This window comes from Streptomyces sp. P9-A2 (assembly GCF_036634175.1).
In the GTDB taxonomy this organism is placed as follows: Bacteria; Actinomycetota; Actinomycetes; order Streptomycetales; family Streptomycetaceae; genus Streptomyces; species Streptomyces pratens.
Map to the genome: position 1 here is coordinate 5,622,976 of NZ_JAZIFX010000001.1, position 26,838 is coordinate 5,649,813.

Annotated in this window: 24 protein-coding genes; 11 read left to right on the plus strand and 13 right to left on the minus strand. The window is 71.6% G+C overall.

The window, feature by feature from the left end; all coding sequences use genetic code 11:
- Positions 1-118: 118 nt before the first annotated feature.
- Positions 119-946, plus strand: coding sequence for a helix-turn-helix domain-containing protein (locus V4Y04_RS25690; protein ID WP_332430681.1), 828 nt, complete (start codon positions 119-121; stop codon positions 944-946).
- Complete coding sequence (locus V4Y04_RS25695) at positions 943-1,128, plus strand: DUF397 domain-containing protein (RefSeq protein WP_332430682.1); 186 nt, start codon at positions 943-945, stop codon at positions 1,126-1,128. The genes V4Y04_RS25690 and V4Y04_RS25695 overlap by 4 nt, the downstream gene beginning before the upstream one ends.
- Positions 1,129-1,239: 111 nt before the next feature.
- Here the strand turns inward: V4Y04_RS25695 and V4Y04_RS25700 are convergent, their stop codons facing one another.
- Positions 1,240-1,812 carry a cob(I)yrinic acid a,c-diamide adenosyltransferase gene (locus V4Y04_RS25700; protein WP_332430683.1) on the minus strand — a complete coding sequence of 191 codons (573 nt, stop codon included), beginning with the start codon at positions 1,810-1,812 and terminating at the stop codon, positions 1,240-1,242.
- A 151-nt stretch (positions 1,813-1,963) separates the two neighbouring features.
- Positions 1,964-2,698, minus strand: a complete 735-nt coding sequence (locus V4Y04_RS25705; protein WP_332430684.1) for a D-Ala-D-Ala carboxypeptidase family metallohydrolase — start codon at positions 2,696-2,698, stop codon at positions 1,964-1,966.
- A gap of 344 nt (positions 2,699-3,042) precedes the next feature.
- Between V4Y04_RS25705 and V4Y04_RS25710 the strand changes: the two genes are divergently transcribed.
- The 3 genes from V4Y04_RS25710 (at position 3,043) to V4Y04_RS25720 (ending at position 7,228) form a co-directional block, all read left to right on the plus strand.
- The gene (locus tag V4Y04_RS25710) at positions 3,043-3,891 is read left to right on the plus strand and encodes a 3-hydroxyacyl-CoA dehydrogenase family protein (protein ID WP_332430685.1); all 849 of its coding nucleotides are present in this window, start codon (positions 3,043-3,045) and stop codon (positions 3,889-3,891) included.
- Positions 3,892-4,066: 175 nt separating this feature from the next.
- Positions 4,067-4,390 (plus strand): STAS domain-containing protein, encoded by a 324-nt coding sequence (locus V4Y04_RS25715; protein ID WP_332430686.1) that lies wholly within the window; start codon positions 4,067-4,069, stop codon positions 4,388-4,390.
- A 282-nt stretch (positions 4,391-4,672) separates the two neighbouring features.
- Positions 4,673-7,228 carry an ATP-binding protein gene (locus V4Y04_RS25720; protein WP_332430687.1) on the plus strand — a complete coding sequence of 852 codons (2,556 nt, stop codon included), beginning with the start codon at positions 4,673-4,675 and terminating at the stop codon, positions 7,226-7,228.
- Positions 7,229-7,365: 137 nt separating this feature from the next.
- Here the strand turns inward: V4Y04_RS25720 and nucS are convergent, their stop codons facing one another.
- Positions 7,366-8,037, minus strand: a complete 672-nt coding sequence (gene nucS, locus V4Y04_RS25725; RefSeq protein ID WP_332430688.1) for an endonuclease NucS — start codon at positions 8,035-8,037, stop codon at positions 7,366-7,368.
- A gap of 366 nt (positions 8,038-8,403) precedes the next feature.
- Here nucS and V4Y04_RS25730 point away from each other — a divergent pair, with 366 nt between their 5' ends.
- Positions 8,404-8,796 carry an SCO5389 family protein gene (locus tag V4Y04_RS25730; protein ID WP_332430690.1) on the plus strand — a complete coding sequence of 131 codons (393 nt, stop codon included), beginning with the start codon at positions 8,404-8,406 and terminating at the stop codon, positions 8,794-8,796.
- A gap of 88 nt (positions 8,797-8,884) precedes the next feature.
- Here V4Y04_RS25730 and V4Y04_RS25735 read toward each other — a convergent pair whose 3' ends face one another.
- A complete protein-coding gene (locus tag V4Y04_RS25735; RefSeq protein ID WP_332430691.1) occupies positions 8,885-9,922 on the minus strand; it encodes an LLM class flavin-dependent oxidoreductase in 1,038 nt (345 codons plus the stop codon).
- A gap of 244 nt (positions 9,923-10,166) precedes the next feature.
- Here V4Y04_RS25735 and V4Y04_RS25740 point away from each other — a divergent pair, with 244 nt between their 5' ends.
- Complete coding sequence (locus tag V4Y04_RS25740) at positions 10,167-10,499, plus strand: ATP/GTP-binding protein (RefSeq protein ID WP_332430692.1); 333 nt, start codon at positions 10,167-10,169, stop codon at positions 10,497-10,499.
- Positions 10,500-10,544: 45 nt separating this feature from the next.
- On the opposite strand, the gene V4Y04_RS25745 is transcribed toward V4Y04_RS25740, so the two are convergent.
- From V4Y04_RS25745 to mce, 7 genes are all read right to left on the minus strand, one after another.
- Positions 10,545-11,438: an ABC transporter permease gene (locus V4Y04_RS25745; protein WP_332430693.1), complete on the minus strand. Its 894-nt coding sequence runs from the start codon at positions 11,436-11,438 to the stop codon at positions 10,545-10,547.
- Positions 11,435-12,751 (minus strand): ABC transporter ATP-binding protein, encoded by a 1,317-nt coding sequence (locus tag V4Y04_RS25750; protein ID WP_332430694.1) that lies wholly within the window; start codon positions 12,749-12,751, stop codon positions 11,435-11,437. Before V4Y04_RS25750 ends, V4Y04_RS25745 begins: the two co-directional genes overlap by 4 nt.
- Positions 12,752-12,895: 144 nt before the next feature.
- Positions 12,896-13,666, minus strand: a complete 771-nt coding sequence (locus tag V4Y04_RS25755; protein ID WP_332430695.1) for an ABC transporter permease — start codon at positions 13,664-13,666, stop codon at positions 12,896-12,898.
- 2 nt (positions 13,667-13,668) lie between these two features.
- Entirely contained in the window at positions 13,669-14,640 is a 972-nt protein-coding gene (locus tag V4Y04_RS25760) for an ABC transporter ATP-binding protein (protein ID WP_332430696.1), read from the minus strand.
- Positions 14,641-14,773: 133 nt separating this feature from the next.
- A complete protein-coding gene (locus V4Y04_RS25765; RefSeq protein WP_332430697.1) occupies positions 14,774-15,709 on the minus strand; it encodes a cellulose-binding protein in 936 nt (311 codons plus the stop codon).
- A 235-nt stretch (positions 15,710-15,944) separates the two neighbouring features.
- Positions 15,945-19,793, minus strand: coding sequence for a polarized growth protein Scy (gene scy, locus V4Y04_RS25770; RefSeq protein ID WP_332430698.1), 3,849 nt, complete (start codon positions 19,791-19,793; stop codon positions 15,945-15,947).
- 273 nt (positions 19,794-20,066) lie between these two features.
- A complete protein-coding gene (mce, locus tag V4Y04_RS25775) occupies positions 20,067-20,507 on the minus strand; it encodes a methylmalonyl-CoA epimerase (protein WP_332430700.1) in 441 nt (146 codons plus the stop codon).
- Positions 20,508-20,654: 147 nt separating this feature from the next.
- Between mce and V4Y04_RS25780 the strand changes: the two genes are divergently transcribed.
- Together V4Y04_RS25780 and meaB are read left to right on the plus strand one after the other, a co-directional pair.
- On the plus strand, positions 20,655-21,887 hold the full coding sequence (locus V4Y04_RS25780; protein ID WP_332430701.1) for an acetyl-CoA C-acetyltransferase: 1,233 nt from the start codon (positions 20,655-20,657) through the stop codon (positions 21,885-21,887).
- 87 nt (positions 21,888-21,974) lie between these two features.
- Positions 21,975-22,931, plus strand: coding sequence for a methylmalonyl Co-A mutase-associated GTPase MeaB (gene meaB / locus V4Y04_RS25785; RefSeq protein ID WP_332430702.1), 957 nt, complete (start codon positions 21,975-21,977; stop codon positions 22,929-22,931).
- Positions 22,932-23,082: 151 nt separating this feature from the next.
- On the opposite strand, the gene V4Y04_RS25790 is transcribed toward meaB, so the two are convergent.
- A complete protein-coding gene (locus V4Y04_RS25790) occupies positions 23,083-23,823 on the minus strand; it encodes a PepSY domain-containing protein (RefSeq protein ID WP_332430704.1) in 741 nt (246 codons plus the stop codon).
- A gap of 116 nt (positions 23,824-23,939) precedes the next feature.
- Here V4Y04_RS25790 and V4Y04_RS25795 point away from each other — a divergent pair, with 116 nt between their 5' ends.
- Entirely contained in the window at positions 23,940-24,662 is a 723-nt protein-coding gene (locus tag V4Y04_RS25795; protein WP_332430705.1) for a response regulator transcription factor, read from the plus strand.
- Positions 24,659-26,194 carry a sensor histidine kinase gene (locus V4Y04_RS25800; protein ID WP_332430706.1) on the plus strand — a complete coding sequence of 512 codons (1,536 nt, stop codon included), beginning with the start codon at positions 24,659-24,661 and terminating at the stop codon, positions 26,192-26,194. Before V4Y04_RS25795 ends, V4Y04_RS25800 begins: the two co-directional genes overlap by 4 nt.
- A gap of 93 nt (positions 26,195-26,287) precedes the next feature.
- On the opposite strand, the gene V4Y04_RS25805 is transcribed toward V4Y04_RS25800, so the two are convergent.
- A complete protein-coding gene (locus V4Y04_RS25805) occupies positions 26,288-26,764 on the minus strand; it encodes a MarR family winged helix-turn-helix transcriptional regulator (protein WP_332430707.1) in 477 nt (158 codons plus the stop codon).
- Positions 26,765-26,838: the final 74 nt, after the last annotated feature.

Below are 26,838 nucleotides of genomic sequence, written 5' to 3' on the forward strand. Positions count from 1 at the left end.
GCCCGTACACGCCTGCTTGTACGGGTTGCGGCCGGGTCTCGCACGTAACCCCGCCCGGCCATTGGACCGTTGTACGGCTGCACGGTGTGCCGCAAGCGCGACAAGGGGGTCGTCGTCCATGGCGAACAGCAGCAGTACAGCAGTCGAGTCGTCCGACAGTCTCAAGGCGTTCGGTGCGGCACTGAAGACGTTCCGGGAACGGGCCCTGCTCACCCAGGAGCAGCTCGCCGAACGGCTCAACTACTCGCACGCCTCCGTCGCCTCGGTCGAGCAGGGGCGGCGGATGCCGACCGCGGTGTTCGTCGAGCGGGCGGAGGAGGAGCTGGAGGCGTTCGGGGTGCTGCGGGCCATGGTCCGGCACGTCGGGCGGCAGCGGGGCCTGGCGGTGTGGTTCCGGGAGTGGGCTCAGCTGGAGGAGACCTCGGTCGGTCTGTGCACGTACGAGTGCCGGGTGGTGCCCGGACTGCTCCAGACCGAGGCGTACACCCGGGCGGTCATGCTCAACGTGCCGCCCCCACCCTCCCAGGAACAACTCGAGCAGCGGATCGCCGCACGGCGGGCGCGGCAGGACCTGCTGCGCCGGGAGCCGCCGATCGCGTTCAGCTTCATCGTCGAGGAGTCGGTGCTGCTGCGGCACACGGGAGGCGAGGCGGTCACCCGCGAGCTGCTCGGCCACCTCCTCACCTGCACGGAACAGTGGAACGTGGAACTGCAGATCATGCCGCTGCGGCAGCCGTACCACGCGGGCACGGACGGGCCGATGCAACTCCTGGAGACCCCGGAACGCCAGTGGGTCGGGTACGCGGAGGGGCAGAAGACCGGACAGTTGGTGTCCGGCCGAGAAGCGGTGAGCGTGATGCAGATGCGCTATGCCAAGATGCGCTCGCAGGCCCTGTCCCCGGCGGACTCGGTCGAGTTGTTGCAGAGGATGCGAGGAGCGCTATGAACACCGTCAACGGGCTGGACTGGTTCAAGAGCAGCTACAGCGGATCCGAGGGCGACAGTTGCGTGGAGGTCGCGTACGCCCCCGGAGCCGTGCACGTACGCGACTCCAAGCAGCAGGACGGGCCCCGGTTCGCCGTCTCCCCTTCCGCCTGGGGTGCTTTCCTCGGAGGTGCGGAGGGCTGAACGATCGGTGCTGCCATCGGCCTGTGTGATCAGGAACCACTCGGTTCCGGGCACACGGGCTGACGGCGGTGACGGCTTCTGTTCCGCTCCCCCGGGAAAGGTCGGCGGGTGCTAGCGCTCCCCGCCCGGCACCCACAGCACGTCGCCGGTCTCCTTGTTGGCGATGCGGGCCAGGATGAAGAGGAGGTCGGAGAGGCGGTTGAGGTAGGTGGCGGCGAGGGGGTTCATGGTGTCGCCGTGCACCTCCAGGGCCGCCCAGGTGGAGCGCTCCGCGCGGCGGACCACCGTGCAGGCCTGGTGGAGGAGGGCGGCGCCCGCCGTGCCTGCCGGGAGGATGAAGGAGCGCAGCTTCTCCAGCCGCTCGTTGAAGTGGTCGCAGTCCGTCTCCAGCCGGTCCACGTAGAACTGCTCGACCCGCAGCGGCGGATACGCCGGGTTCTCCACGACCGGTGTCGACAGGTCGGCGCCCACGTCGAACAGGTCGTTCTGCACGCGGGTGAGGACCTTGACGACCTCCTCGTCGAGAGAGCCCAGCGCGATCGCGGTGCCGATCACCGCGTTCGCCTCGTTGGCGTCGGCGTAAGCGGCGATGCGCAGGTCGGTCTTGGCGACCCGGCTCATGTCACCGAGGTTCGTGGTGCCCTTGTCGCCGGTCTTCGTGTAGATACGTGTCAGGTTGACCATGAGGTCAGCCTAGTGACGCCCCGGCCGTCCGGACACCGGTGTGCCGACCGTCACGGCGGGCACCACGGCCGGGCGGCCCGGCAGGCGGGCGGATCCGGTGTGCGTGGGGGCCCGCCGTGACGGCCGGTCCCGCGTGGGGCGAGGTGCCGTGTCAGATCCCGCAGCTGGGTGCGGACCAGTACGGTGACGGGTCGAAGGCCACGTGGGTGTGGTCGTTGTGGCCGGGGTAGCCGGGGCCGAGGATCTCGGAGAAGCCATGGGTCCTGGACTGCCGGGCGAGGGTGCAGAAGCTCGGCGAGCCGACGAGGTCGGCCGCGTCGCCGTAGAGGTGACGGCTGGTCGACGAGCCGCCGACCGCGCTGTTGCAGGCGTAGGAGCGGAAGCCGCTGGAGATGGTGATCGGCACGTCACCGAGCGCGTGCCGCATCGCCTCCAGCTTCCACATGGTTTTCAGGGCGTTCGTCTTGGCGGTGGCCGCCGGGACCGCGCCGCCCGACCAGGTGGAGTTGCACTTGTTGAGTTCGGCGTAGCTGAAGTGGAGGGGCGTGCAGTCGGCGTCCTGGAGCGCGTAGATCTTGCTGAAGGTCTGCGGACCGGCGACGCCGTCGGCGGGCAGTCCGTACGCCGACTGGAACTTCTTGACGGCGGCGGCGGTGCGGGCACCGTACTGGCCGTCGTAGGAGAGCCGCTCGCCCGAGGTCACCCAGCCGGCGACCCGGATCTGCAGCTGCGTCACATCGCTGCCGGAGGAGCCCTGGGACAGGGTGCGGTTCCAGGTGTAGCAGTCGTCGGCGTACGCCGTGCCGGCGGTGGCACTTACTCCGAGGACCATACCCGCCATGACCATGACAAATGAGAGGAGGGTGCGTGTCGCGCGTCTCGGCATTGTGGCCTCCCGGCCGTCCGTCGCTGGATGGAGCGGTGCCGCCCGCCCGGACGGCATCCGTCGACCAGCGTGCGGCACAGTGCTACGCGCGTCAACAACTCACGTACGAATGCCGGAAGTTGATGACAGGGAGGAGGCGGAGCGGACCTTGTCGGCCGCCGACGGTCGGCTTCGCCGCGCGGGCCGGCGACCCCGGGGGGCCCGGAAGCGCCGGGAGTGATGGGCATCTCACTGCGTGAGACGTGACACGCATTACTAACCCCTCACACACCCGTCCGCGGACGCTAATGTCCGCGAGTGACAGACATGAACAGTGCGTGAGCGTTTCGAAGGGGAGTCGCACAGTGGCACGGAAGCTCGCCGTCATCGGGGCCGGCCTCATGGGGTCCGGAATCGCCCAGGTCTCCGCCCAGGCGGGCTGGGACGTCGTTCTGCGCGACGTCACCGACGAGGCGCTCACGCGCGGCACCGACGGGATCAAGTCGTCGTACGACAAGTTCGTGAGCAAGGGCAAACTCGAGGCCCACGACGTCGACGCGGCCCTCGCCCGGATCACCGCGACCACCGACCTGGACGCCTGCGCCGACGCGGACGTCGTGGTCGAGGCGGTCTTCGAGAAGCTCGAGGTCAAGCACGAGATCTTCCGTGCCCTGGACGGAATCGTGCGCGACGACGCCGTTCTCGCCTCCAACACCTCCGCCATCCCGATCACCAAGATCGCGGCCGCGACGCGGCGCCCGGAGCGGGTCGTGGGCGTCCACTTCTTCTCGCCGGTACCGATGATGCAGCTGTGCGAACTGGTTCGCGGCTACAAGACCAGTGACGAAACCCTCGCCACCGCAAGGGAGTTCGCCGAGTCGGTCGGCAAGACCTGCATCGTCGTCAACCGCGATGTGGCCGGCTTCGTGACCACCCGTCTCATCTCCGCCCTCGTCGTCGAGGCCGCGAAGCTCCACGAGTCGGGTGTGGCGAGCGCCGAGGACATCGACCTGGCCTGCAAGCTGGGCTTCGGTCACGCCATGGGACCGCTGGCCACCGCGGACCTGACCGGCGTGGACATCCTGCTGCACGCCACCAGCAACATCTACACCGAGTCCCAGGACGAGAAGTTCGCCGCACCCGAGCTGATGCGCCGGATGGTTGACGCCGGTGACATCGGACGCAAGAGCGGGCAGGGCTTCTACACGTACTGATCATCCCGAACCACCCCGGTCGGTCACACGACAGGGTGAATTCGGTATCGGTTCGCTTACACGGGGCAACCTCTGCGGGCTCCACACAGTCAGAGGTTGCATCACCACAGTTCAGAGGTTGCATCACCGGCATCACGAAACGTGGAGCACGAGACGCACGCACTGGGGAGCGCATATGCATATCAGGGGCGACCACGCCGAGCTGGTCGTCGGGGGCCGCCTCGACGTCCGCAGCGCGGCGGACGCCCGTACGGTCCTGCACGCGGCCGTCGATGACGGAGCCGGCGACCTGCTGCTGGACCTGTCCGAACTGGACTCCTGGGACGCCACCGGACTCGGCGTGATCATGGGAGCCCACCGACGGGCCGGCCGCTGCGGCCGGCGTCTGGTGCTGCGCGACGTACCGCCGCAGATGCAGCGCCTGTTGGTGGCCACCCGGCTGCACCGGATCCTGGCGATCGAAGGAGGTATCGGGGTGGATACGCTGCCCCGTGTATGAGGTGGGGGACGGGAGCCGTCTGCCGGGACAGTGCGGACGGGCGGACCCGGGCCGACCTCGGCGAACCTGCGACGCGCGCACAATCCTCATGAGACCGTGACGTCCCGGACCGCCCGGTACCCCGAGCTGTCGTAGATACTGAGCGAAGGTTCAGGGTTCGGCTGCCCGCCGCCCTGCAACCCTCGAGCAGGACCGGACCGGAAGCGACAGCGCGGTGTGCAGCGACGTCGGAAGTCCGACGACAGGACCCAGGCACACAACGCTTTTGGGGGGCTAGGAGCCATGGACCCGAACAACCCGGGACCCGAGGAGTACGGTCGCGACGGCGACGGGCACGCGCCGCGCCAGCGCCCGCCCAGGGATCCCCTCGCATCCGACTTCGGACCGCCCGCGCTCGCCCGCGCGGTGCAGCTCGTCTCCGGTGACTTCCTGCTCACCGTCAACCCCGTCGACGGCAGCGAGATAGAGCCCTGTCCGCCCGCCGAGCGGCCCGCCCGCCCGGTGAAGCTGACGGAGGCCGAGCGCGCCGGGACCGCCAGTGCCGCGCAGCCGCCCGTCCCGCCGGGACCCGCGCAGCCCGAGCTGCCGCTGCTGGCCCGTCAGGACGAGCGCGAGAAGCTGGCCCGGCTGCTCGCCCGCGGCCGCTCCGTGCTGCTCACCGGGCCCGCCGGCTCCGGCCGCACCCGGCTGCTCGACACCGTCGCCGAGGACTGCGCGGACCTCGCCCCCGACGGCGTCGTCCGCCTGAACGGCCACCTCCGCAGCAGCGACGACCTGCTGTACGACCTCTTCTACGCCGTCCACGGCGCGCCCCTGCACCGTCCCGGCCGGGACGAGCTGGCCGACTGCCTGCGGGAGGTCGGCGCGGTCGTCGTCCTGGACGACCTCGGGTTCGGCGGCGCCGCCCTCGACGAACTGCTGGACGCCACCCCCGAGTGCGCCTTCCTGCTCGGCGCCACCCCGGACGTGCCCGCCCCGTCCGCCGGCTCCGGCATCGAGGAGATCACCCTCGAGGGCCTCGACCGCGCGGCCGGCCTGGAACTGCTGGAGCACGCCGTCGGCCGGCCCCTCACCGAGGACGAGTCGAACTGGGCCGGCGACCTCTGGTTCGAGTCCGAGGGCCTGCCGCTGCGCTTCGTCCAGGCCGGCGCCCTGCTGCGGCAGCGCGACCGGCTGCGCGTCGGCGCCGGCGCCGTCGACGAGTTCGGTGTCTTCGAGGACACCCCGCCCGAGAACCTGCCCGACGGCGCCGTCGAGAGCGACGAGATCCCGCTGCCCTCGCTCGGCGAAGCGGCCGCCCCCGCCCCGCTGCTCGCCTCCCGGCTCAGCACCTCCGCCCGCGCCACCCTGCGGTTCGCCGTCGCGCTCGGCGGCGAACTCCCGCACCAGGCACACCTGCCCGCGCTGGTCGGCGACACCCACGCCGACGCCGCTCTCGGTGAGCTGGCCGCCTGCGGACTGGTCTGTGCCGTCGGCCCCCGCTACCGGCTCGCCGCCGGTGTGCCGGCCCAGCTGGAGGCCGCCGGGTACACCGACGACGCCGAGGCACAGGCCCGTACCGCCGCCCAGCACTACGCCTGGTGGACCGGGCATCCCTCGGTCACCCCGGAGCGGGTCTGCGCCGAGGCCGACGCCGTGCTCGCCGCGCTCCGCCTGCTGTCGCCGCTCACCTCGGCCATCGGCGAGGGCGAACCCAGCACCGCCGTGCGGCTGGCCCGCGCCGCGGCACCCGCGTTCGCCGCAGGCCTGCACTGGAGCGCCTGGGAACGGGCGCTGCGGGCCGGCGCCGAAGCCGCCCTGCACGCCGGGGACGTGGCGGAGGAGGCCTATTTCCACCACGAACTCGGCATCCACGCCCTGTGCACCGGCGACCTCGACCGTGCCCGCGCCGAGCTGGAGGCCTCCATCGGCCTGCGCGGAGCCCTCGCCGACAAGCGCGGCACCGTCGCCGGACGCCGTGCGCTGGCCCTGGTGGCCGACCTCTCGGGCGTCCCGATGGCGCTGCTGCCGACCGTGGGGGAGGAGGTGCCCGACGCCCACTACGAGGAGTCGGTGTCGCCGCCCCGCGGGGTGCCGACGGCCTTCCCGGAACTCCAGCCGCCCGCCGACACCGGGCTGATCGTCCACCGCACCGCGCCCGTGCCCCGGCCCGCGCCCGCGTACCGGGTGGCCGGCGGACTCAAGGGCCTGGCCCGGCGCAACCTGGTGGCGGCCGGCGCGGGCGCGCTGCTCGTCGCCGTGCTGGGCACGGTGGTCACCCTCGGCGCCACCTCGGAGAACGACGCGGGCACCCCGTCGGGGGACGTCGGCGTCAACCCGTCCGCGAGCCAGGGCATCGACGACGGCAGTCTGGGCGCCGACCCGCGGGCCGACGAGAACGGCGACACCGGTGACGCCACCAGCCGGCCGACCGACCCCGGCCCGGACGGCACCCTCGGCACCTCGGACGACCCGACGCCGACGGCCGGCGAGTCGGGCGAGCCCTCGGACGACCCGAGCGGGACGAAGGAGCCGGACGACCCGACGACCGGTACCGGCCCGACGAAGTCCACCGTGCCGCCGCCGTCGTCCACCAAGCCGCCGACCTCCAACGAGCCGACGGGTCCCACGACCGAGCCGACCGAGCCGACCGATCCGCCGACCGATCCGCCGACCGACCCGCCGACCGAGCCCACAGAGCCGACCGAGGAGCCCCCGCCGCCGGAGACGTCCAACTCGGCGAGCGGCCCCGCCCCCTCCACCCCGGCCGAGACGGAGTCGCAGGCGAGCAGTACGGCGAGCGCCCCGCAGAGCGGCGACGAGGGCACGCCCAGCGGCTCCGGGACGACGGTGATCTGAGGAACGACGGCAGTCCGCCGGGGTACGGTGCTCCGACGGACGTACGCGCGAAGGGCCGGACTCCCGGGAGGGATCCGGCCCTTCGCGCGTGCCGCGGTGTCCGGCGCACGCCGTGACTCCGGGCACCGCGGCAACGGTCAGAACAGGCGCAGCTTGTCGTCCTCGATGCCCCGCATCGCGTTGTAGTCGAGGACCTGGCAGCCGATGCCCCGGTCGGTGGCGAGCACCCGGGCCTGCGGTTTGATCTCCTGGGCGGCGAACACACCGCGCACCGGGGCGAGATGCGGATCGCGGTTCAGCAGCTCCAGATAGCGCGTGAGCTGCTCGACGCCGTCGATCTCACCACGCCGCTTGATCTCCACCGCGACGGTTCGTCCCTCGGCGTCGCGGCAGAGGATGTCGACGGGGCCGATGGCGGTCATGTATTCGCGGCGGATGAGGGTGTAGCCCTCGCCGAGCGTTTCGATACGGTCCGCCAGCAGTTCCTGGAGGTGCGCTTCCACGCCGTCCTTGATCAGGCCGGGATCGACCCCCAGTTCGTGCGAGGAGTCGTGGAGGATCTCCTCCATCGTGATGATGAGTTTCTCGCCCGCCTTGTTGACGACGGTCCAGACCCCCTCCTCGTCGCCGGTGCCCTCCTTGAGGGCACAGGGCGGCGACATCCAGTTCAAGGGCTTGTAGGCCCGGTCGTCGGCATGGATCGACACACTGCCGTCCGCCTTGACCAGGATCAGACGGGGTGCCGAGGGCAGGTGCGCGGTGAGCCGCCCGGCGTAGTCCACGGAGCAGCGGGCAATGACGAGACGCATGGTCGGCAACGCTACTCGACGGGCCGGGGTCGATGCGATTCGCCCTCGCGGGCACCCCGCCGGCGCACGCGCGCAGCGCCGCGACAGGTCCCGCGCAGCCGCCGCACAGCCCTCGCGGCCGACTCACAGGAGCCCCTCGGGACCCTCCAGACGCGTCCTGTATCTCCTGGAAAACGCGTGTTCGGCGATGGCCGATTACCGGCCTACGGGAAGTCCCGCATCCGGGGATTCGCCTGGTGCGGTCACGGTCCGTTGCTTACGGTATTGAACGGGAGGTCGCAATGTGTGCACGCAGCGTGTCGGAAATTGCGAGCTCCCGTATCTGTCAGGCAACCCCCGCACCGCGGGGGTGCGAGAGGAGAACCCATGTCGCTCGACGTCTCACCGGCCCTACTCGAACAGGCCGAGCGAGGCGAGGTCGACGAAGCTGACTTCGTCGACTGCGTCCGGACCTCCCTGCCCTACGCGTGGGAGATGATCAGTTCCCTGGTGGCCCAGCTGAAGGTCGACGGCGGAGAGTTCGCCGACAACCAGACGCCCCCGCCGGACGAGCAGGCACGCGGTCAGCTGCTGCGTGCGCTCGCGAGTGACGCGATCCGGGGAGCGCTGCAGCGGCACTTCGGTGTCCGGCTGGCCTTCCAGAACTGCCACCGGGTGGCCGTGTTCCCCCTGGACCCCTCGGTCGACGAGAGGCTGGGCAAGTTCACCTCGGTCCGGGGCCAGCTGCTGAACCAGTCGCCGGAACTGCGCGACTGCTGACGCGCCACGTCGGTCGCTTGCCGTCCCGTACGCGGGATGTACGGTTTTCGTACCGGGGCGGCAAGCCATCATCGAACCTCCGACTCGTTCAGGACCTGTCGACGAGTCGGGGGATCACCTCGGAGCCGAGCCGCCGTACGTTCTCCTCGGTCGCCGCGAGGTCGCCGGAACCCTCGACGAGCAGCGCGAACCGGGAGATGCCGGTCCGCTCGCTGGTCGCGGCGAGCCGGTCCGCGCACAGCCGCGGGGTACCCACCGGGTGCAGTCCGCAGAGCAGTTCGGTGTAGGCCAGCGGGTCACGCATCCGCCGCTCCCGCCCGTCCACCGTGACATGGGCCCCGAGTCCCTGCCGCAGCCAGCCGGGCATCGCCTTCAGCAGCGACTCCGCCGCGTCGGTGCGCCGGTCGGCGATCTGGCAGACACCGGCCGACACGTGGGACGCGCGGCGGATCTCCGGTACCGGCCGCCCGCACGCGCGGGCGTGCCGCTGCCACAGGGCGATCATCTCGGCCTTCTCCTCGTCCCCGACATGCATGCCGAGCAGCATCGGCAGCCCGCGCTCGGCGGCGAGCCGCACACTCGCCGGAGAGGTGCAGGCGACCACCACCTCGGGACCCGCGGCCTCGGTGAGAGCCTCCGACGGGCGCGGGACGACGGGGACCTCACGGAAGCGGTACCGCTCCCCGTCGGCCGCGACGGAGGGTTCGCGCAGCCAGCGCACCAGCAGATCGAGCGATTCCGGGAAGCCCCGCTCGTACGCCTCCAGGCCGGCCCCGAACACCTCCAGGTCGACCCACGGCCCGCCGCGCCCGACGCCCAGCGAGAACCGTCCGCCGCTGGTGATGTGCAGCAGCGCGGCCTGTTCGCCGAGCGCCACCGGGTGGACGGTGGGCAGCACGCTCACCGCCGTCCCGACCCGGATGCGGCGGGTGCGGCCGAGCAGTAACGCCGCCAGGGTGATCGCCGACGGGCAGGTGCCGTACGGCACGAAGTGGTGCTCGCCCAGCCAGACCGCGTCCAGCCCCGCCTCCTCGGCCAGTTCGGCGGAACGGACCGCTCGGTGCAGTGCCTCCCCTTCGCCCTGCCCGGGGAACCGGGCACCCAACACGAAACTTCCCACGCGCATCGCTTTCCTGCTTCCTTGGCTCCGACCCGGAGCTCCCCCGCAGGGCATAACCGTCTGACACGTGCCGAGGACACGGTGGGGAGGGGGGAATTTGCGGATTGTCTGCAGAACGGGCGGTTCCTGAGCGGATGTTGCGCCGTCGTGAAGGGAAGCTTGTGATGATTGCCTCCGTACGGGTACTCGGCCCCGCCCCGCGTAGGCTGGATGCGGTCCCTGCATCCTGTATAGCCCCGTGAGGTGTCCTGTGTCCCCGCGTCGCAACCGAGCCAAGGGAGCCGGTTCGCCCGGCCGGAGCGCCGAGGAGGACGGGTCCCGGCGCTACGGCGGCTGGCAGTCCACGGAGGACTGGCAGGACGAGGAGTGGAACGTACGGCACGTGGCGGGGGCCAGCGCCCAGGGCAAGGCGTACCGCTGCCCCGGCTGCGACCAGTTGATTCCGGACGGGGTGCCGCACGTGGTGGCCTGGCCGGGGCACGCGGGGGTCGACGACCGCCGGCACTGGCACAAGGCCTGCTGGAACGCCAGGGACCGCCGCACCACGCGGGTGCAGCGGTCCCGTAACGCGCCGAGGTTCTGAGGGCCGCCGGGCCCTCGCGGTCCGGGGCGGGGCCCCGGACCGGTTCTATACGTCCCGCTTGCCGAGCAGCGCGAAGGCGCCGCCGAGCACCACGGCCGTGAGCCCGGTCATGATCCACAGCGGGTCCCAGCCGGACGGGCCGGACGAGCTGAGGGAGTTGGCGTAGAAGATGCTCAGCTGGTTCGGGATGGAGTACTCGAACAGCGCGGTGCGCACGTCCTCCAGCGAGGAGGCGAACATGAACATCGCGATCACCAGGGGGGCGAGCAGGGCGCCGATCATGAGGGTGATGGCGCCCGCCGAGTGCCGGACGATCGAGCCGATGGCCAGCGAGAGCGTGCCGAGCAGCGCGATGTAGAGGGAGATGCCGACGGTGGCCTTCAGCCACTCGCTCCCGGTGGGTTCCCCCGCGTTGTTGCCCTCCAGTATCGCCACGTGCAGGAACGCGACGGACGTGGCGGACAGCAGCGTCACCACGAACGCGACCAGGAAGAACACCAGGGCCTTCGCCAGGAGCACCCGCCCGCGCGAGGGGCAGGCGACCATGGTCGTGCGGATCATGCCGGTGCCGTACTCCGAGGCCGTGGTCAGCACCCCCAGCGTGATGACGCACATGCTGCCCAGGAGCAGGCCGAAGAAGCCCAGGGACAGCGCGGACTCGCCGCCGAGGTCCGACTCGGTGCTCGCCACCACCAGACCGGTCAGCAGGCCGACGCCGACGACGAGCAGCACGAACACGCCCAGCGTCCACATCGTGGAGCGCACCGACTTGATCTTCGTCCACTCGGAGGCGAGCGCGTGCCCGAAGTGGGTGCGCACCACCGGGATCGGCGAGGCGTAACCGGGACGCATGGCGCCGGAGGCGGGGTGTGCGGCGCCGGGCGCCGCCGCCTCCCATACGGGCGCGGCCGGCTGTGTCGGGGGCTGGGGCGTGCTCATCGGGCGTCCTCGGGCTTGGTCACGTCGGAGCCGGCCGGGCCGGCGGGGGCGGCCGGCGACGCGGCCGGAGCGGCTGCCGGGGCGGCCGACGGGGGAGCGGCCACAGCGGCGCCCGGGCCGGGCTGCGACACGGGCTGTGACACGGGCTGCGGCACGGGCTGGGCGTACGGGTTGGCCACCGGGGCCACCGGTGCGCCCGGAGCCGCTCCAGGGGTGCCCGGAGCGCCGTACGGGCCCGTCGGGGCCTGCCGCGGTGCGCCCGGCGCCGCCGCGAAGTGCTGACCGCCCTGCTGGGGCGGCGGCGGGGCGTACCAGCCGGGCTGGCCCTGGCCCGGCACCTGCACCGGCGGCTGCGCGCCCGGCGGGAGAGGCTCCTGGAACCCCTCCTTCTGGTCGGTGGTCGAGCGGTAGTCGACCACGCCCTGCGTCATCCGCATGTACGCCTCCTCCAGCGAGGCCTGGTGCGGTGACAGCTCCCACAGCCGTACGCCGGCCTCGTGGGCGATGTCGCTCAGGCGGGCCAGCGGCAGTCCCGTCACCCGCAGCGCGCCGTCCTGCTCGGGCAGCACACTGCCGCCCGCCTCGGTGAGCGCGGCGGACAGCTTCTCGCGCTGCTGCGGCTCGGTGTCCGGGGTGCGCACCCGTGCGAAGTCGGCGGAGTTCGCGGAGATGAAGTCCTTCACGCTCATGTCGGACAGCAGTTGCCCCCGCCCGATCACGATGAGGTGGTCGGCGGTCAGCGCCATCTCGCTCATCAGGTGGGACGAGACGAAGACCGTACGGCCCTCCGCGGCGAGCGACTTCATCAGGTTGCGCACCCAGAGGATGCCCTCGGGGTCGAGGCCGTTGACCGGCTCGTCGAACAGCAGCACCTGGGGGTCGCCGAGCAGCGCGGCGGCGATGCCGAGCCGCTGGCCCATGCCCAGGGAGAAGCCCTTGGAGCGCCGCCCCGCCACCTCGTGCAGCCCGACCACACCCAGCACCTCGTCCACCCGGCGGGCCGGGATGCCGGACAACTGGGCCAGGCTCAGCAGATGGTTGCGCGCGGACCGGCCGCCGTGCACCGCCTTGGCGTCCAGCAGCGCGCCGACCTGCCGGGCGGCGTTGGGCAGCCTGCGGTAGGGATAGCCGCCGATCGTGACGTGGCCCGCGGTGGGGTTGTCGAGACCGAGGATCATCCGCATCGTCGTCGACTTGCCCGAGCCGTTGGGGCCCAGGAAACCGGTGACGGCGCCGGGCCGCACCTGGAAAGAAAGGTTGTACACAGCGGTTTTGTCGCCGTACCGCTTGGTCAGGCCGACTGCCTCGATCATGCTCCGCCCCATCGAGAGGTTCAGGACAACGGGGGCGCACGCCCCCGTAAGGGTTAGGAGGATATCGAGAGGCTGACGGTTCCGCCCAAGGCGAGGTAAAAACCGGCCCGCCCCTCCCCGCCCCTCAGCGCTCCTCCGCGTCTTCTACGCGTCGCGCTTCTTCAGCACCAGGTAGCCGCCGGCGAGCGCCACGATCACCCACAGCACCATAATGCCGAGCCCGCCCCAGGGCCCGTACGGGGTGTCGTCGTCGAGCGGCGGCACCACCCGCATGATCCTGCTGCCCGCCTGATCCGGCAGGAACCGGCCGATCTTCTTCGTCGCGTCGACATTGCCCAGGATGTTGGAGATCAGGAAGAAGAACGGCATCAGGATGCCCAGCGACAGCATCGGGGAGCGCAGCATCGTGGCGACGCCCATCGAGAACACCGCGATCAGGGTCATGTACAGGCCGCCGCCGAGCACGGCCCGCAGCACGCCGTCGTCCCCGAGGGACGCCTTGTGCTCGCCGAGCATCGCCTGCCCGAGGAAGAAGGCGGCGAAGCTGGTGGCCATGCTCACGACGAGCGCGAGCGCGGTCGCCACCCCGAGCTTGCCGGCCAGGAAGCCGCCCCGTTGCGGCACGGCGGCCAGCGAGGTGCGGATCATGCCGGTGCTGTACTCGTTGGACACCACCAGCACCCCGAACACGATCATGGCCAACTGGCCGAGACCCATCCCCGCGAAGCTGATGAACGTCGGGTCGAAGGCGGTCCGGTTCCGGGCACCCATGGTGTCGAACTCGTTCGCCGACAGCGCCGAGATCAGTATGCCGAGCGCGACGGTGACGACCACCGCCAGGGAGAGTGTCCACATGGTGGACGCCACCGACCGGATCTTGGTCCATTCGGACCGGATGACCTGCGCCGCCGCCATGCTCAGTCCTTCTTCCAGCCGTCGCCCCACTGCTGCCCGTCGCCCCACTGACGCGGGGACGCGGGCGCGTCGGAGTGCGCGTGGTACTCCACCGACTCCGCGGTCAACTGCATGAACGCCTCCTCCAGGGAGGCCTGCTGCGGGCTCAGCTCGTGCAGCACCAGCTGGTGCCGGGCCGCCAGCTCCCCGATCCGCTCCGCCCCGGTGCCGTCCACCTCCAGCGTCGCGCCCCCGCTCTCCACGACCGTGATGCCGGCCCCGCGCAGCACGTCCAGCAGCCGCTCCCGCTGCGGGGAGCGGATCCGGACGTACGCGCGGGAGTTGTGCGCGATGAAATCGGCCATGGAGGTGTCGGCGAGCAGCCGGCCCTGCCCGATGACGACCAGATGGTCCGCCGTCAGCGCCATCTCGCTCATCAGGTGGGAGGAGACGAAGACCGTGCGGCCCTGCGCCGCCAGCGTTTTCATCAGGGTGCGGATCCAGTGGATGCCCTCGGGGTCGAGCCCGTTGACCGGCTCGTCGAACATCAGGATGCGCGGGTCGCCGAGCAGCGCGCCGGCGATGCCGAGCCGCTGGCCCATGCCGAGCGAGAACCCCTTGGCCTTCTTCCCCGCCACCGACGACAGCCCCACCGTGTCCAGTACCTCGTGCACCCGCTGCCGGGGGATGCCGTTGCTCTGGGCGAGGCACAACAGGTGGTTGAAGGCGCTGCGGCCGCCGTGCACGGCCTTGGCGTCGAGCAGGGCGCCGATGTACTTCAGCGGGTCCTTGAGCCGGTCGTAGTGCTCGCCGTCGATCCGGACGTCACCCGCGGTGGGCCGGTCCAGGCCCAGCATCATCCGCATGGTGGTGGACTTGCCCGCGCCGTTGGGACCGAGGAAGCCCGTGACGATACCCGGTCTGACGGTGAACGTCAGATTGTTGACCGCCACCTTCTCGCCGTACCGCTTGGTCAGCCCCTCGAGCTCGATCATGCCGCCACGCTAGAACGGGACAAAGCCCTCTGCCACTTTAGTGGCAGAGGGCTTCGCCGATGTTCAGCCAACGTATTCCGGCCAGTCACCGGAACCGCCGGTCACCGGGTCTACCGGTCACCGGGTCTACCGGTCACCGGGTCTGCTGAGCCGGGACCCCGCGGGAGGTGCTCTCCTCCTCGGCCGGCGAACCGGCCGCGGCCACCGCGGCGCCCGTGAGCGTCGCCAGCATCTCGCGGACGTTGGTCAGCTGGGCGTTGATGGAGTCGCGGCGGTTGGTCAGCGCGGCCAGCTCCCGCTCGGATTCCGAACGGATCCGGTCGGCCTTGGCGTTGGCGTCGGCCACGATGTCCTCGGCCTGGCGCTGGGCGGTCTCCACCGTCTGGCGGGCCCGGCGCTCGGCGTCCGTGCGCAGCTTCTCGGCCTCCAGGCGCAGCTGCTCCGCCCGGTGCTCGATCTCGGCGAGACGCTTCTCGGCCTTGGCCTGACGCGACGCCAGATCACGCTCGGACTGCTCGCGGCGCTTGGCGAGGTTCGTCTCGAAGTCGGCGGCGGCCTGCGCGGCCTTCGCGCGGGTCTCCTCGAAGAGTGCGTCCGCCTCCTCACGCTTGGACTGGGCGTCCTTCTGCGCGTCCGACCGCAGCTGCGCGGCCTCGCTCTGCGCCTTCTCGACGAGCCGGACGCCGTCGTCCTCGGCCTTGGCCTTGCGCTCGGCGGAGTACGACTCCGCGTCGTTGCGCACCTGCTGGGCAGCGGACTCGGCGAGCTCGCGGTGCTGCTCGGCCGCGCGACGGGCCTCCTCACGGAGGTCCTTCGCCTCCTCCTCGGCCAGACGCAGGATCTTCTCCACGCGCGCGCCGAGACCCGCATACGACGGCTCGGCGTCGGTGACCTGGGCCTGGGCGTTCTGCGTCTCGAGGTGGAGCTCTTCGATGCGCTTTTCCAGAGCGGTGATGCGGGCGAGAGCACTGTCACGGTCGGAGACGAGCTTGGAGATGCGTTCGTCCACCTGAGCGCGGTCGTATCCACGCCGCACAAGCTCGAAGCCGTAGGGGGAAGTGTCGCTCATGGGGTTCCTGTCAAATGAGACCGGTGAGGTGATAGGGGGAATCCTAGGGGCCGAAGCGCTGTGTCATCGAGCGGATGCACGTTTGATACGGAGAATGACACCCCTTTTGGGTGGCTGAGCCCCGGAGTGCTTGCCAAGTGCATGCTCAAACCCCCTGACCGGCAAGGGATTTCACCTGCCGACGGGGGGTTTCTCACATCATCGAAGATTTTTGCCCGGTTCGCTGCCATGGATCCTAACTGTCCGAAGACTTGCCCCGCTGGCCGGGTGGACCGGCCGCCGCGGCCGCCTTCATCCCGTGGTCCTTGCCGCTGCCCGGTGTCTCGAACGACTCCAGCGCCTCCAGGACGTCCTGGACACGCGAGATCTCGGCGTTGATGTCCTCACGCCGCCGCATCAGGACCTCCAGCTCGCGCTTGCCCTCCTCGACCGTGGCCCGCGCCTCGCGGATCGCCTCGGCCTTCAGCTCCTCGGCCTCCTTGACCAGCGTGGCCTTCTTCTGCTCGGCCTCCTTCAGGAGACCCTCGGCCTTCTTCACCGCGGCGATACGCACCTTGCCCGCCTCGGAGTTGGCCTCGGACACGATCTCCTTGGCCTTCGCCTGCGCCTTGACCAGCTGCTCCTCGGACGCCTTGATCAGCGCGTCGCAGCGGTCGCCGGTGGACTTCATCGTCTCGGCCGCCTCACGACGGGCCCGCTCGTGCAGCTCCTCGATCTCACGGGTGATCCGGTCCCGCAGCTCCTCGGCGCGCTCCCTGATCCGGGTCGCGTCCCGGCGGGCCCCGACCAGCAGCTCGTCCGCGTCCGTACGGGACTTCTCCACCCGGGAGTTGCCCTCGACCGTCGCCTCGGCGACGAGCCGGTCGGCCTCCGTGCGGGCCGCGCCGACCATCGAGTCGGCCTGGGCCTCCGCGTCCGCGGTGGCCTTCTGCGCCTGCTGCTGCGCCTCCGTGAGCAGCTTGTCCGCCTCGGCGGCGGTCTCCGTGATGAGCGTGTCGACCTGCTCGGCCGCCTCCGAACGCCGCTTGTTGGCCTCCTTGCGGGACTCGTCGAGGGTCCGCTCGGCCTCCTCGCGCGCGGACGTCACCAGCCGCTCCGCCTCCCGCTCCGCGTCGGCCTTGACCCGCGCGGACTCGGCGCGGACCCGCTCCGCGTGCTGCTGCGCCGAACCGACCGTCTGGCTCGCCTCGGCCCGCAGCCGCTCCGCGTCGCCGGACGCGTCCGAGATCAGCTTCTCGGCCTTGGCCACCGACTCCGTACGCAGCCGGTCGGTCTCCGTGATCGTCTCCGCGGTGAGCCGCTCCGCCTCCGCGCGCGCCTCGGTGATGAGGGTGTCCACCTGGGCCGCCGCGTCCGAACGGATCCGGTTGGCGTCCTCCCGGGCCTCGGCCCGGGTGCGCGACGCGTTCTGCTCGGCCTCGGCGACCGCGTCCGACGCCTCCGTACGCATCCGCAGGCTCTGCTCGGAGACCTCCGAACGGACCCGCTCCGCCTCGGTGATCGCCTCGGACACCGTGCGCTCGGCGAGTGCCTTGGCGGCCTCCGTCTCCTCCTGCGCCTTGCGCCGCATCCGGCCGGCGTCCTCGCCGGCCCGCTCCCGCTCGGCATAGGCGTCGGCCCGGACCCGGTCCGACTCCTCCTCCGCCTCGCGCTGCATGCGCTCCGCCGCGTGTTCGGCGGCCTGGCGCAGCCCGGCGATCTCGTCCTGCGCCTGCTCCTGCAGCCCCGCGACCGAGTCCCGCACCTGCTGGGCGTTCTGCTCGGCCGCCGACACCATCTCGGTGGCACGCCGGTCGGCCTCCTCGACCAGCCGTACGGCCTCGGTCTGCGCCTCCTCCACCCGCTTGCGGGCCGAGGCCAGCAGCTCCTCGCTCTGCTCCCGGGCCCGCTCGCGCTCCTGGTCGGCCTCCGTGCGGGCCGCGCCCAGCAGCTCCTCGGCCTCGCGCCGGCGCCGGGCGGCCTCCTCCTGTGCGCCCGCCAGCGTCTCCTGCGCCTCCGCGCCGAGCCGCTCGGCGGCGGCCCGGGCCTCGGCCCGCATCCGGTCGGCGCTCTCCTGCGCCTCCGACTTCAGCCGCTCCGCCTCCGCCGAGGCATCCGACCGCAGCTGCACGGCCACGGACTCGCCCTCCGCGCGGGACGCCGCCGCGTCCGCCGCGGCCTCGTCGCGCAGCCGCTCCGCCTCCGCCGCCGCCTGCTGCCGCAGCGTTCGGCCCCGCTCCGCGGCCTCGGCGCGCAGCCGCTCGGCCTCCTCCGCGGCCTCCCGGCGGATACGGCCCGCCTCATCGCGGGCGTCGCTCAGCGCCTGTTCGGCCGAGGCGACCCGCTCCTCGGCCTCCGTGTGCAGCCGGGTCAGCTCCTCGGCGGCCTCCGCGCGGCGCGCGGCGACGGCCCGCTCGGTCTCCTCGTGGACCTCGCGCGCGGCCCGTTCGGCGTCCTCCTTGAGCGCGTCGGCCTGCTCGGTGGCCTCCGCGCGGTGCCGCTCCGTCTCCTTGCGGGTGCGCTCCAGCGTCTCCTCGGCCTGCCGGCGCAGCGTCGTGGCGCGCTCTATGGCCTCGGTACGGACCTTCTCGCTGTCCGTCTGCGCGGTGGAACGCAGCTCGTCCGCGTCCGCCTTGGCCTTGGCCAGCAGCTCCTCGGCGGACCGGGCGGCCTCCTCGATCTGCGACACGGCCTGCTTACGGGCCTCCGCGCGGATCTTCTCGCCCTCGGCGACCGCGTCGGCCCGCAGGTGCTCGGCCTCGCCGCGCAGCCGGCGGGCCTCCTCCTGGAGCTCGACCGTCTTGGCGCGGTACTCCTTGGTGTCGTCCTTCGCCGCGCCCTTGAGCTGCGTGGCGATGTCGTGCGCCTCGGCGCGCAGCCGGTCCGCCTCGGCCTCGGCCCCGGCGCGGATGCGCTCCGCCTCCTCGGCCGCCTCCCTGGTGGTCCGCTTGGCTTCCTCGGACGCCTTGTTGAGCACGTCCTCCGCGGTCCGGGCCGCCTTGGAGAGCTGGGTGGCACTCTCCTCGGCAGTGATCGCGCGGGCCTTCTCGGCGGCCTCCGCGACGATCTTCTCCGCCTCGGCACGGGCGTCCGCGACGACCTGCTCGGCGTCCGCCTTGGTGGTCTCGGCCTCCTTGGTGGCCTCGCTGACCAGCCGGGCGACCTGCTCCTTGGCCGTGCGCGTACGGGTCTCGTTGGCGGACTCGGCGGAGGTTAGCGTCTTCGACGCGGCCTCCTTCGCCTCGGCGAGCACCTTGTCCGCCTCGGCGCGCGCCTCGCGCAGCGCCTCCTCGGCGGCCGTCATGCGCTGCTCGGCGGCCTTGGTGAGTTCCTGGGCCTCGCGGCGGGTGGACTCCGACTCGCTGGCCGTCGACGACCGCACCTGTTCGGCGTGGTCGGTGGCCTCCTGCGCCTGTGTGGAGGCGGCGGCCAGCAGCCGCTCGGCGTCCGCGCGGGCCCGGCGCAGCGTCTGGTCGGCCTCCGCGCGGGCCGTCTCGGCGTCGCTGCGCAGCCGGTGACGGGCCTCGGCGGTCACCCGCTCGGCCTCCGCGCGGGCGGCGGCCAGCGCCTGCTCGGCCTCCGCGCGGGACTCGTCGAGCAGCCGGCGGGCCTGCTGCTCGGAACGGGCCCGCACCTGCTCGGCCCACGCCACGTTCTCGTTGACGTGCGACTCGACGGTCTGCCTGCGCTCCGCCAGCTCCTGGTCGAGCTGCTGGCGCCGGGTCACCGCCTCCTGGTGCAGCTCCGCCTGGAGCCGGGCCGCCTGCTCGGCGTGCTCCTGGAGGATCCGCTGGGTCTGCGCCCGCACCTGGCTCAGCTCGCGCTCCGCGTCCGCGCGGAGCTGGTCGGCCTGCACCTGCGCGTTGCGCAGCAACTGCTCGGCCTGGTAGCCGATGTCGCCGCCCTCGTAAGCGGGCCGGGACATGATGGTGCGCCGCGCCTCGTGCAACTTGGCGCGCAGCACCTCGACCTGGTAGCCGAGGTCGTCGGCATGCTGGATCGCCTTTTCCCGCTCGGTCTTCAGCCGCTTCATCTCGGCTTCGAACCGAGAGAGGTGGTCGACGTCAGCCGCCGGCTCTCGCTCCTGGCTCTCGTAGCCCCGCACTGCGCGGTCCCATCCGTCCCCTGGTCGCAACTCTGGCCGAGCCCTGTCCAACCGCCGGACGGGACCCCCGGGGAATGGTGTCAGATCAACGGAGGAACATGCGCTGCTACCCCCGCGCTCGCCCCCCGAAACCCGGACCCCGGTACGTCCTGCTGTCAGAATCGGCGACGCTCACCCGAACGGAGGCAGTCGTCACCTTTCTGACGGCAGGACCCGATCGCCCTGGATCGAGCGGCGACCGCACCCAACCCTACCGGCCCTTATGTACGTGGGTCAGTGCTCAGGTGACTCAACGGGCGCCGAAGTGACCAGTTCTGTCAGTACGCCATGACAGTCCTTGGGGTGCAGGAAGGTGATTCGTGACCCCATGGAGCCGCGCCGGGGCTCTTCGTACAGCACGCGTACGCCCTTGTCCCTGATCGCGGCGGCCTCGCCGTCGACGTCCGCCGTACCGAAGGCGATGTGGTGGACCCCCTCGCCGTTCTTCGCGAGCCATTTCGCGACGGTGGAGTCCTCCCGGGTCGGCTCGAGGAGCTGGAGGTAGGACGCGCCTCCGTCCGAGGTCTCGTTGATCTTCAGCATGGCCTCGCGCACACCCTGCTCCTCGTTGACCTCGGAGTGGAACACCTCGAAGCCGTAGGTGGCCCGGTAGAACTCCACGGTCGCGTCGAGGTCGTGGCAGGCGATTCCGATGTGGTCGATTCGCGTCAGCATGGATTCAGTGGAACGGTCCCCGGGCGGTTACGCAACGTGCGCGCGATCACACCGACGGCCCGATGACGGGGCGGACCGCAGCTCAGTACATTCGAAGTAAACCCTCGTTCACTCCTCGGCTGTGCAGCCGGAAGGGGATCGCAGCTCATGACTTCTGCATCTTCCGCACCATCCGCATCGACCGCGGCGAACGGCACGACGTCCGTCATCGTCGCGGGCGCCCGGACCCCGATGGGCCGGTTGCTCGGCTCGCTCAAGTCCTTCTCCGGAGCCGACCTCGGCGGCTTCGCGATCAAGGCCGCCCTCGACCGTGCGGGGATCGGCGGCGACCAGGTCCAGTACGTGATCATGGGGCAGGTGCTCCAGGCCGGGGCAGGGCAGATCCCGGCACGCCAGGCCGCCGCCAAGGCCGGCATCCCGATGAGCGTTCCCGCGCTCACCGTCAACAAGGTGTGCCTGTCCGGCCTCGACGCGATCGCGCTGGCCGACCAGCTGATCCGGGCCGGCGAGTTCGACGTGGTCGTGGCCGGCGGCCAGGAGTCCATGACCAACGCCCCGCACCTGCTGCCGAAGTCCCGCGAGGGCTACAAGTACGGTGCGGTCCAGATGATCGACGCCATGGCGCACGACGGTCTGACCGACTCCTTCGAGAACGTCGCCATGGGCGAGTCCACCGAGAAGCACAACACGCGCCTGGGCATCGGCCGCCCGGAGCAGGACGAGATCGCCGCCCTGTCCCACCAGCGGGCCGCCGCCGCGCAGAAGAACGGCATCTTCGAGGCGGAGATCACCCCCGTCGAGATCCCGCAGCGCAAGGGCGACCCGGTCCTCTTCAGCCAGGACGAGGGCATCCGAGCCGACACCACCGCCGAGTCGCTGGGCAGGCTGCGTCCGGCCTTCGCCAAGGACGGCACGATCACCGCCGGTTCCTCCTCGCAGATCTCGGACGGTGCGGCGGCCGTGGTCGTGATGAGCAAGGCCAAGGCCCAGGAGCTCGGCCTGGAGTGGCTCGCCGAGATCGGCGCCCACGGCAATGTGGCGGGCCCCGACAACTCCCTGCAGTCGCAGCCGTCCAACGCGATCGCCCACGCCCTGAAGAAGGAGGGCCTCGAGGTGTCCGACCTGGACCTCGTCGAGATCAACGAGGCTTTCGCGGCGGTGGCCGTGCAGTCGATGAAGGACCTCGGCGTGTCCACGGAGAAGGTGAACGTCAACGGCGGTGCCATCGCCCTGGGGCACCCGATCGGGATGTCCGGCGCCCGGCTGGTGCTGCACCTGGCACTGGAGCTGAAGCGGCGCGGCGGCGGCATCGGCGCGGCGGCGCTGTGCGGCGGCGGCGGGCAGGGTGACGCGCTGATCGTGCGGGTACCCAAGGCCTGAGCCCGAGCGGGCCGTCCGGCCGTCGTTCCTGGCAGACTCCTCCCGCAGGTCCTTCCTGCGGATTCCTATCTTGTGAACGGAGCAGTGATGCAGGACGTCTCCACTCTGGTGGCACGGGCCAGGGAGGGCGCGCCGCGTGCCGTGGCCCGGTTGATCTCCCTGGTGGAGGGGGCGTCCCCGCAGCTGAGGGAGGTCATGGCGGCCCTGGCACCGTTGACGGGCAACGCGTACGTGGTCGGCCTGACGGGCTCGCCGGGCGTCGGCAAGTCGACGTCCACCTCGGCGCTGGTGAGCGCGTACCGCAGGCAGGGCAAGCGGGTCGGCGTCCTGGCCGTCGACCCGTCCTCGCCTTTCTCCGGCGGCGCGCTGCTCGGCGACCGGGTGCGGATGTCGGAGCACGCCTCCGACCCCGGCGTCTATATCCGCTCCATGGCGACCCGCGGTCATCTGGGCGGCCTCGCCTGGTCCGCGCCGCAGGCCATCCGCGTCCTCGACGCGGCCGGCTGCGACGTGGTCCTGGTGGAGACGGTCGGCGTCGGCCAGTCGGAGGTGGAGATCGCCTCCCAGGCCGACACGTCGGTGGTGCTCCTCGCGCCCGGCATGGGCGACGGGATCCAGGCGGCCAAGGCCGGAATCCTGGAGATCGGCGACGTCTACGTCGTCAACAAGGCCGACCGCGACGGTGCGGACGCCACCGCCCGCGAGCTGAACCACATGCTGGGCCTCGGCGAGTCCCGCGCCCCCGGTGACTGGCGGCCGCCGATCGTCAAGACCGTCGCCTCGCGCGGGGAGGGCGTCGACGAGGTCGTCGAAGCCCTGGAGAAGCACCACGCGTGGATGGAGGAGCACGGAGTCCTGGCGGAGCGCCGGCTGGCCCGCGCCGCACGCGAGGTCGAGACGATCGCCGTCACGGCCCTGCGGGAGCGCATCGACGACCTGCACGGCGACCGCCGCCTGGGCGCGCTGGCGGAACGGATCATCGGCGGCGAGCTGGACCCGTACCGCGCGGCGGACGAACTGGTGGCGGGGCTGACGCGGGGCTGACGCGGGACCGGCACGGGCTGACGCGGGACCGGGACCGGTCCGTGATCCGTGAGGGCCGGCGGGAGCACACCGGGAGGGCGGTGCGGGCACATTCGCCCGTACCGCCCTCCCGGTTCACGTGGTCGCTTCGGAGATCCGCCCGGATCTCCGCTCAGCGGTCGTCGCGGTCGTCGTCACCGTCGTCGCGGTCGTTCCGGTCATCGGCGTCGTCGTCACGCCCGTCGTCACCCCGGTCGCCGCGGTCGTCGCGGTCGTCCGAGTCGTCGTCGTCCGCGGTGACCTTGCCGCTGTTCAGGTCGACCAGCCACTCCCGGTCGTCCCCGCCGGCGGTGACCGTCTCGACCTCCCAGACCGCCTTGTCGCGGGGCCCGTCGTCGTCCAGGTCCACCGACGTCACGGTGCCCTTGGCGGCCGCCGCCTTCGCGGCCTCCTCGACCGTCACCGACGTGCCCTTCAGGGCGGCGCGCACCTCGGCGGCGTCGTCATCGTCGTCCCGCTCCGAGCCCAGGACCTTGCCGCTGTTCGGGTCGATCCACACGCTGTACCAGGTGTCGCCGCCGCCGAGGATGTCGACCTCCCAGGCCGCCTTGCCGCGGTGCTCGTCGTCATCGTCGTCGTCCATCTCGACGGAGACCGCGGTGCCCGACCGGTGCTTCAGCGCGTTGGCGACGGCCTCGGCGGCGGTCACGTCCGCGGAGAGGGCCCGAGCGTCGTCGTCCAGGTCGTCGCGGTCGTCGTCACCGTCGTCGTCGCGGCCGTCGTCCGATGCCCACGTGTCCACCTGGTTCGTGTTCGTCGGCTCGTCGTCCCCCGAGACCGCGATGGCCGTCGCGGTGGCTCCGCCGACCAGTGCCGCGGCGGTGACGACGGCGATCACGATGTTGCGCTTCATGTGGGTTCCTCCCCAGTCGCTGCGTTTTCGACGTCCTCAATCTCGCTGATCAATGCTGAGAGGAACCTGAAACGACCTGAAGTGATCTTCAGGTTCGCTCTGCGACCCTTGTGCGCATGCGCCCACCCGTCGCCCACCACCACCCTGCCGGAGGCGCTTCGCGCCGTATCTCTCGATTGCTGATAGTCGAGGACGAGAAGCGGCTGGCCCTGTCCCTCGCGAAGGGGCTGACCGCCGAGGGATACGCCGTGGACGTCGTCCACGACGGCCGGGAGGGCCTGGACCGGGCCACGGAGGGCGCGTACGACCTCGTGATCCTCGACATCATGCTGCCCGGCCTCAACGGCTACCGCGTCTGCGCCGCCCTGCGCGCCGCCGGGCACGACGTGCCGATCCTGATGCTCACCGCCAAGGACGGCGAGTACGACGAGGCCGAGGGTCTGGACACCGGCGCCGACGACTACCTCACCAAGCCGTTCTCCTACGTCGTCCTCGTCGCCCGGGTCAAGGCGCTCCTGCGCCGCCGGGGACAGGGCGCCGGAGCCTCGCCGGTGCATGTGCTCGGGGACCTGAGAATGGACACCGCCGCCCGCCGGGTCTTCCTGGCCGAGGACGAGGTGACGCTCACCGCCAAGGAGTTCTCCGTGCTCGAGCAGCTGGTGCTGCGGGCCGGCGAGGTGGTGTCCAAGCCGGAGATCCTGGAGCACGTCTGGGACTTCGCCTACGAGGGCGACCCGAACATCGTCGAGGTCTACGTCAGCGCCCTGCGCCGCAAGCTGCGCGCCGGGCTGATCCGGACGGTGCGCGGCGCCGGGTACCGGCTGGAGACGGCGCCGTGAACCGCCTGTTCGGCTCGGTCCGCTCCCGGGCGACGCTCGGCGCCACGCTCGTGGTCGTGGTGGCCCTCGTCGTCACGGGTGCCGCGGTCCTGCAGGCGCTGCGCTCCAACCTGACCGCCGAGGCGGGCACCCAGGCGGAGCGCACGGCGCGGGCGGTCGCCTCCGAACTCGCCGCGCGGACCCCGTACGACCAGCTGTCCGGGCTGGACAGCGAGATCGGGCCCGTGCAGGTCGTCGACGAGGACGGGAACCTCGTCGCGGCCACCGAGGACCTGGGGTGGATCACCGGCACGAGCACCGACCAGGTACAGCCCCGTCCGTCGTCCTCCCCGTCCCCCTCGCCTTCCGCGTCGTCGTCCCCGTCGGCGCCGGGCCGTGAGGACGACGATGACGACGATGACGATGACGACGACGATGACGATGATGACGACACGCAGGCCCCGTCGAGTCCGGCCGCCTCGGACGACTCCGACGAACCGTCCCTCGCCCCCGGCGAGACCAGCGGCCAGACCACCTACGGCAGTGGCGCCGCGACCCTGGACGGCGAGACAGCGGACTACCGCTTCGCGGCCGTCGACGTGCGGACCCACGACCGGGGCCTGCTCACCGTCTCCGCGGGCGCCCCGCTGGCCGCCGAGCACAGCGCCGTACGCACCGCGCTGACCGTGATGCTGATCGGCTTCCCGCTGCTGGCGGCGCTGGTCGCCGGGATGACCTGGGTGGTCACCGGACGTGCCCTGCGCCCGGTCGCCGGCATCCGCGAGGAGATGGCCGCGATCACCGCGTCCGAGGACCTCACGCGCCGGGTCCCGGAACCGGGGACCCACGACGAGATCGCCCGGCTCGCCCGCACCACCAACGAGACGCTCGCCGCCCTGGAGACGTCCGTGGAGCGGCAGCGGCGGTTCGTCGCCGACGCCTCGCACGAACTGCGCAGCCCGATCGCCTCCCTGCGCACCCAGCTGGAGGTGGCCGCCGCCCACCCCGACCTCCTCGACCTGGACGGCGCCGTCGAGGACACCGTGCGGCTCCAGCACCTCGCCGCCGACCTGCTGCTGCTCGCCCGGCTGGACGCGGGGGAGCGGCCCGTGGACGCGCGGGTCGACCTGGCCGCGCTGGCCCGCGAGGAAGCGGCGGGACGGACGGGGGTGACCGTGGACACGGAGTCGGCGGAGTCGGCGGAGGTGGCCGGGTCGCGGGGGCAGCTGGGCCGGGTGCTCGGCAACCTGCTCGACAACGGACGCCGGCACGCCCGCGAGACGGTCTCGGTGAGCGTGCGGCGGGAGGGCGACTGGGCGGTGCTCGCGGTCGCCGACGACGGCGACGGGGTGGCCGAGGCCGACCGGGAGCGGATCTTCGAGCGGTTCGTCCGGCTGGACGCCGCCCGCAGCCGCGACGACGGCGGGGCCGGTCTGGGCCTCGCCATCGCACGGGACGTCGCGGTACGGCACGGCGGGACACTCACGGCCGGGGCGGCACCCTCGGGCGGAGCCCTGTTCGAACTCCGCCTGCCGCTTGCCCCAGGGGCCTGACCCGACCCGGCCCGGTGGAACACCACCACCGGGCCGGGTCATCGACTCGGACGGTCACCGGTGTGGGACGGCCCGTGCGGGACGGTCCCCGGTTCAGAAACGCCCGCGCTGCTCGCGCAGGTGCTCCGCGATGGGCTTCAGGGCCTTGTCCAGCTCGCCGAGGGTCTCGGGGGAGAGCTGGTCGATGAAGTGCCGGCGCACCGATGCCACGTGATGGGGCGAGACCTTCTGCATGGTCTCCAGGCCGTGGTCGGTGAGGACGGCGAAGAGGCCGCGCCGGTCTGATTCGCAGTGCTCCCGCCGGACCAGGTCCGCGTTCTCCATGCGGGTGACCTGGTGCGAGAGGCGGCTCTTGGACTGGAGGGTGGCGGCGGCGAGGTCACTCATCCGCATCCGGCGGTCCTCCGCCTCGGAGAGGTACACCAGAATCTCGTAGTCGTTCATTGTCAGGCCGAAGGGCTGCAGGTCCTTCTCGAGCTGGTACGTCAGCAGCCTGTTGACCTCCAGGTGGGTGCGCCAGGCGCACTGCTCCGCATTGGTCAGCCAGCGCGTGGCCGTCTCGGTCTCCATGAATGAAGTCTACCTAAGAGGTTGAAAGGCGAACTAGTGAGGGGTTTTCCGTGACGGTGACGGCGTGCACGCGT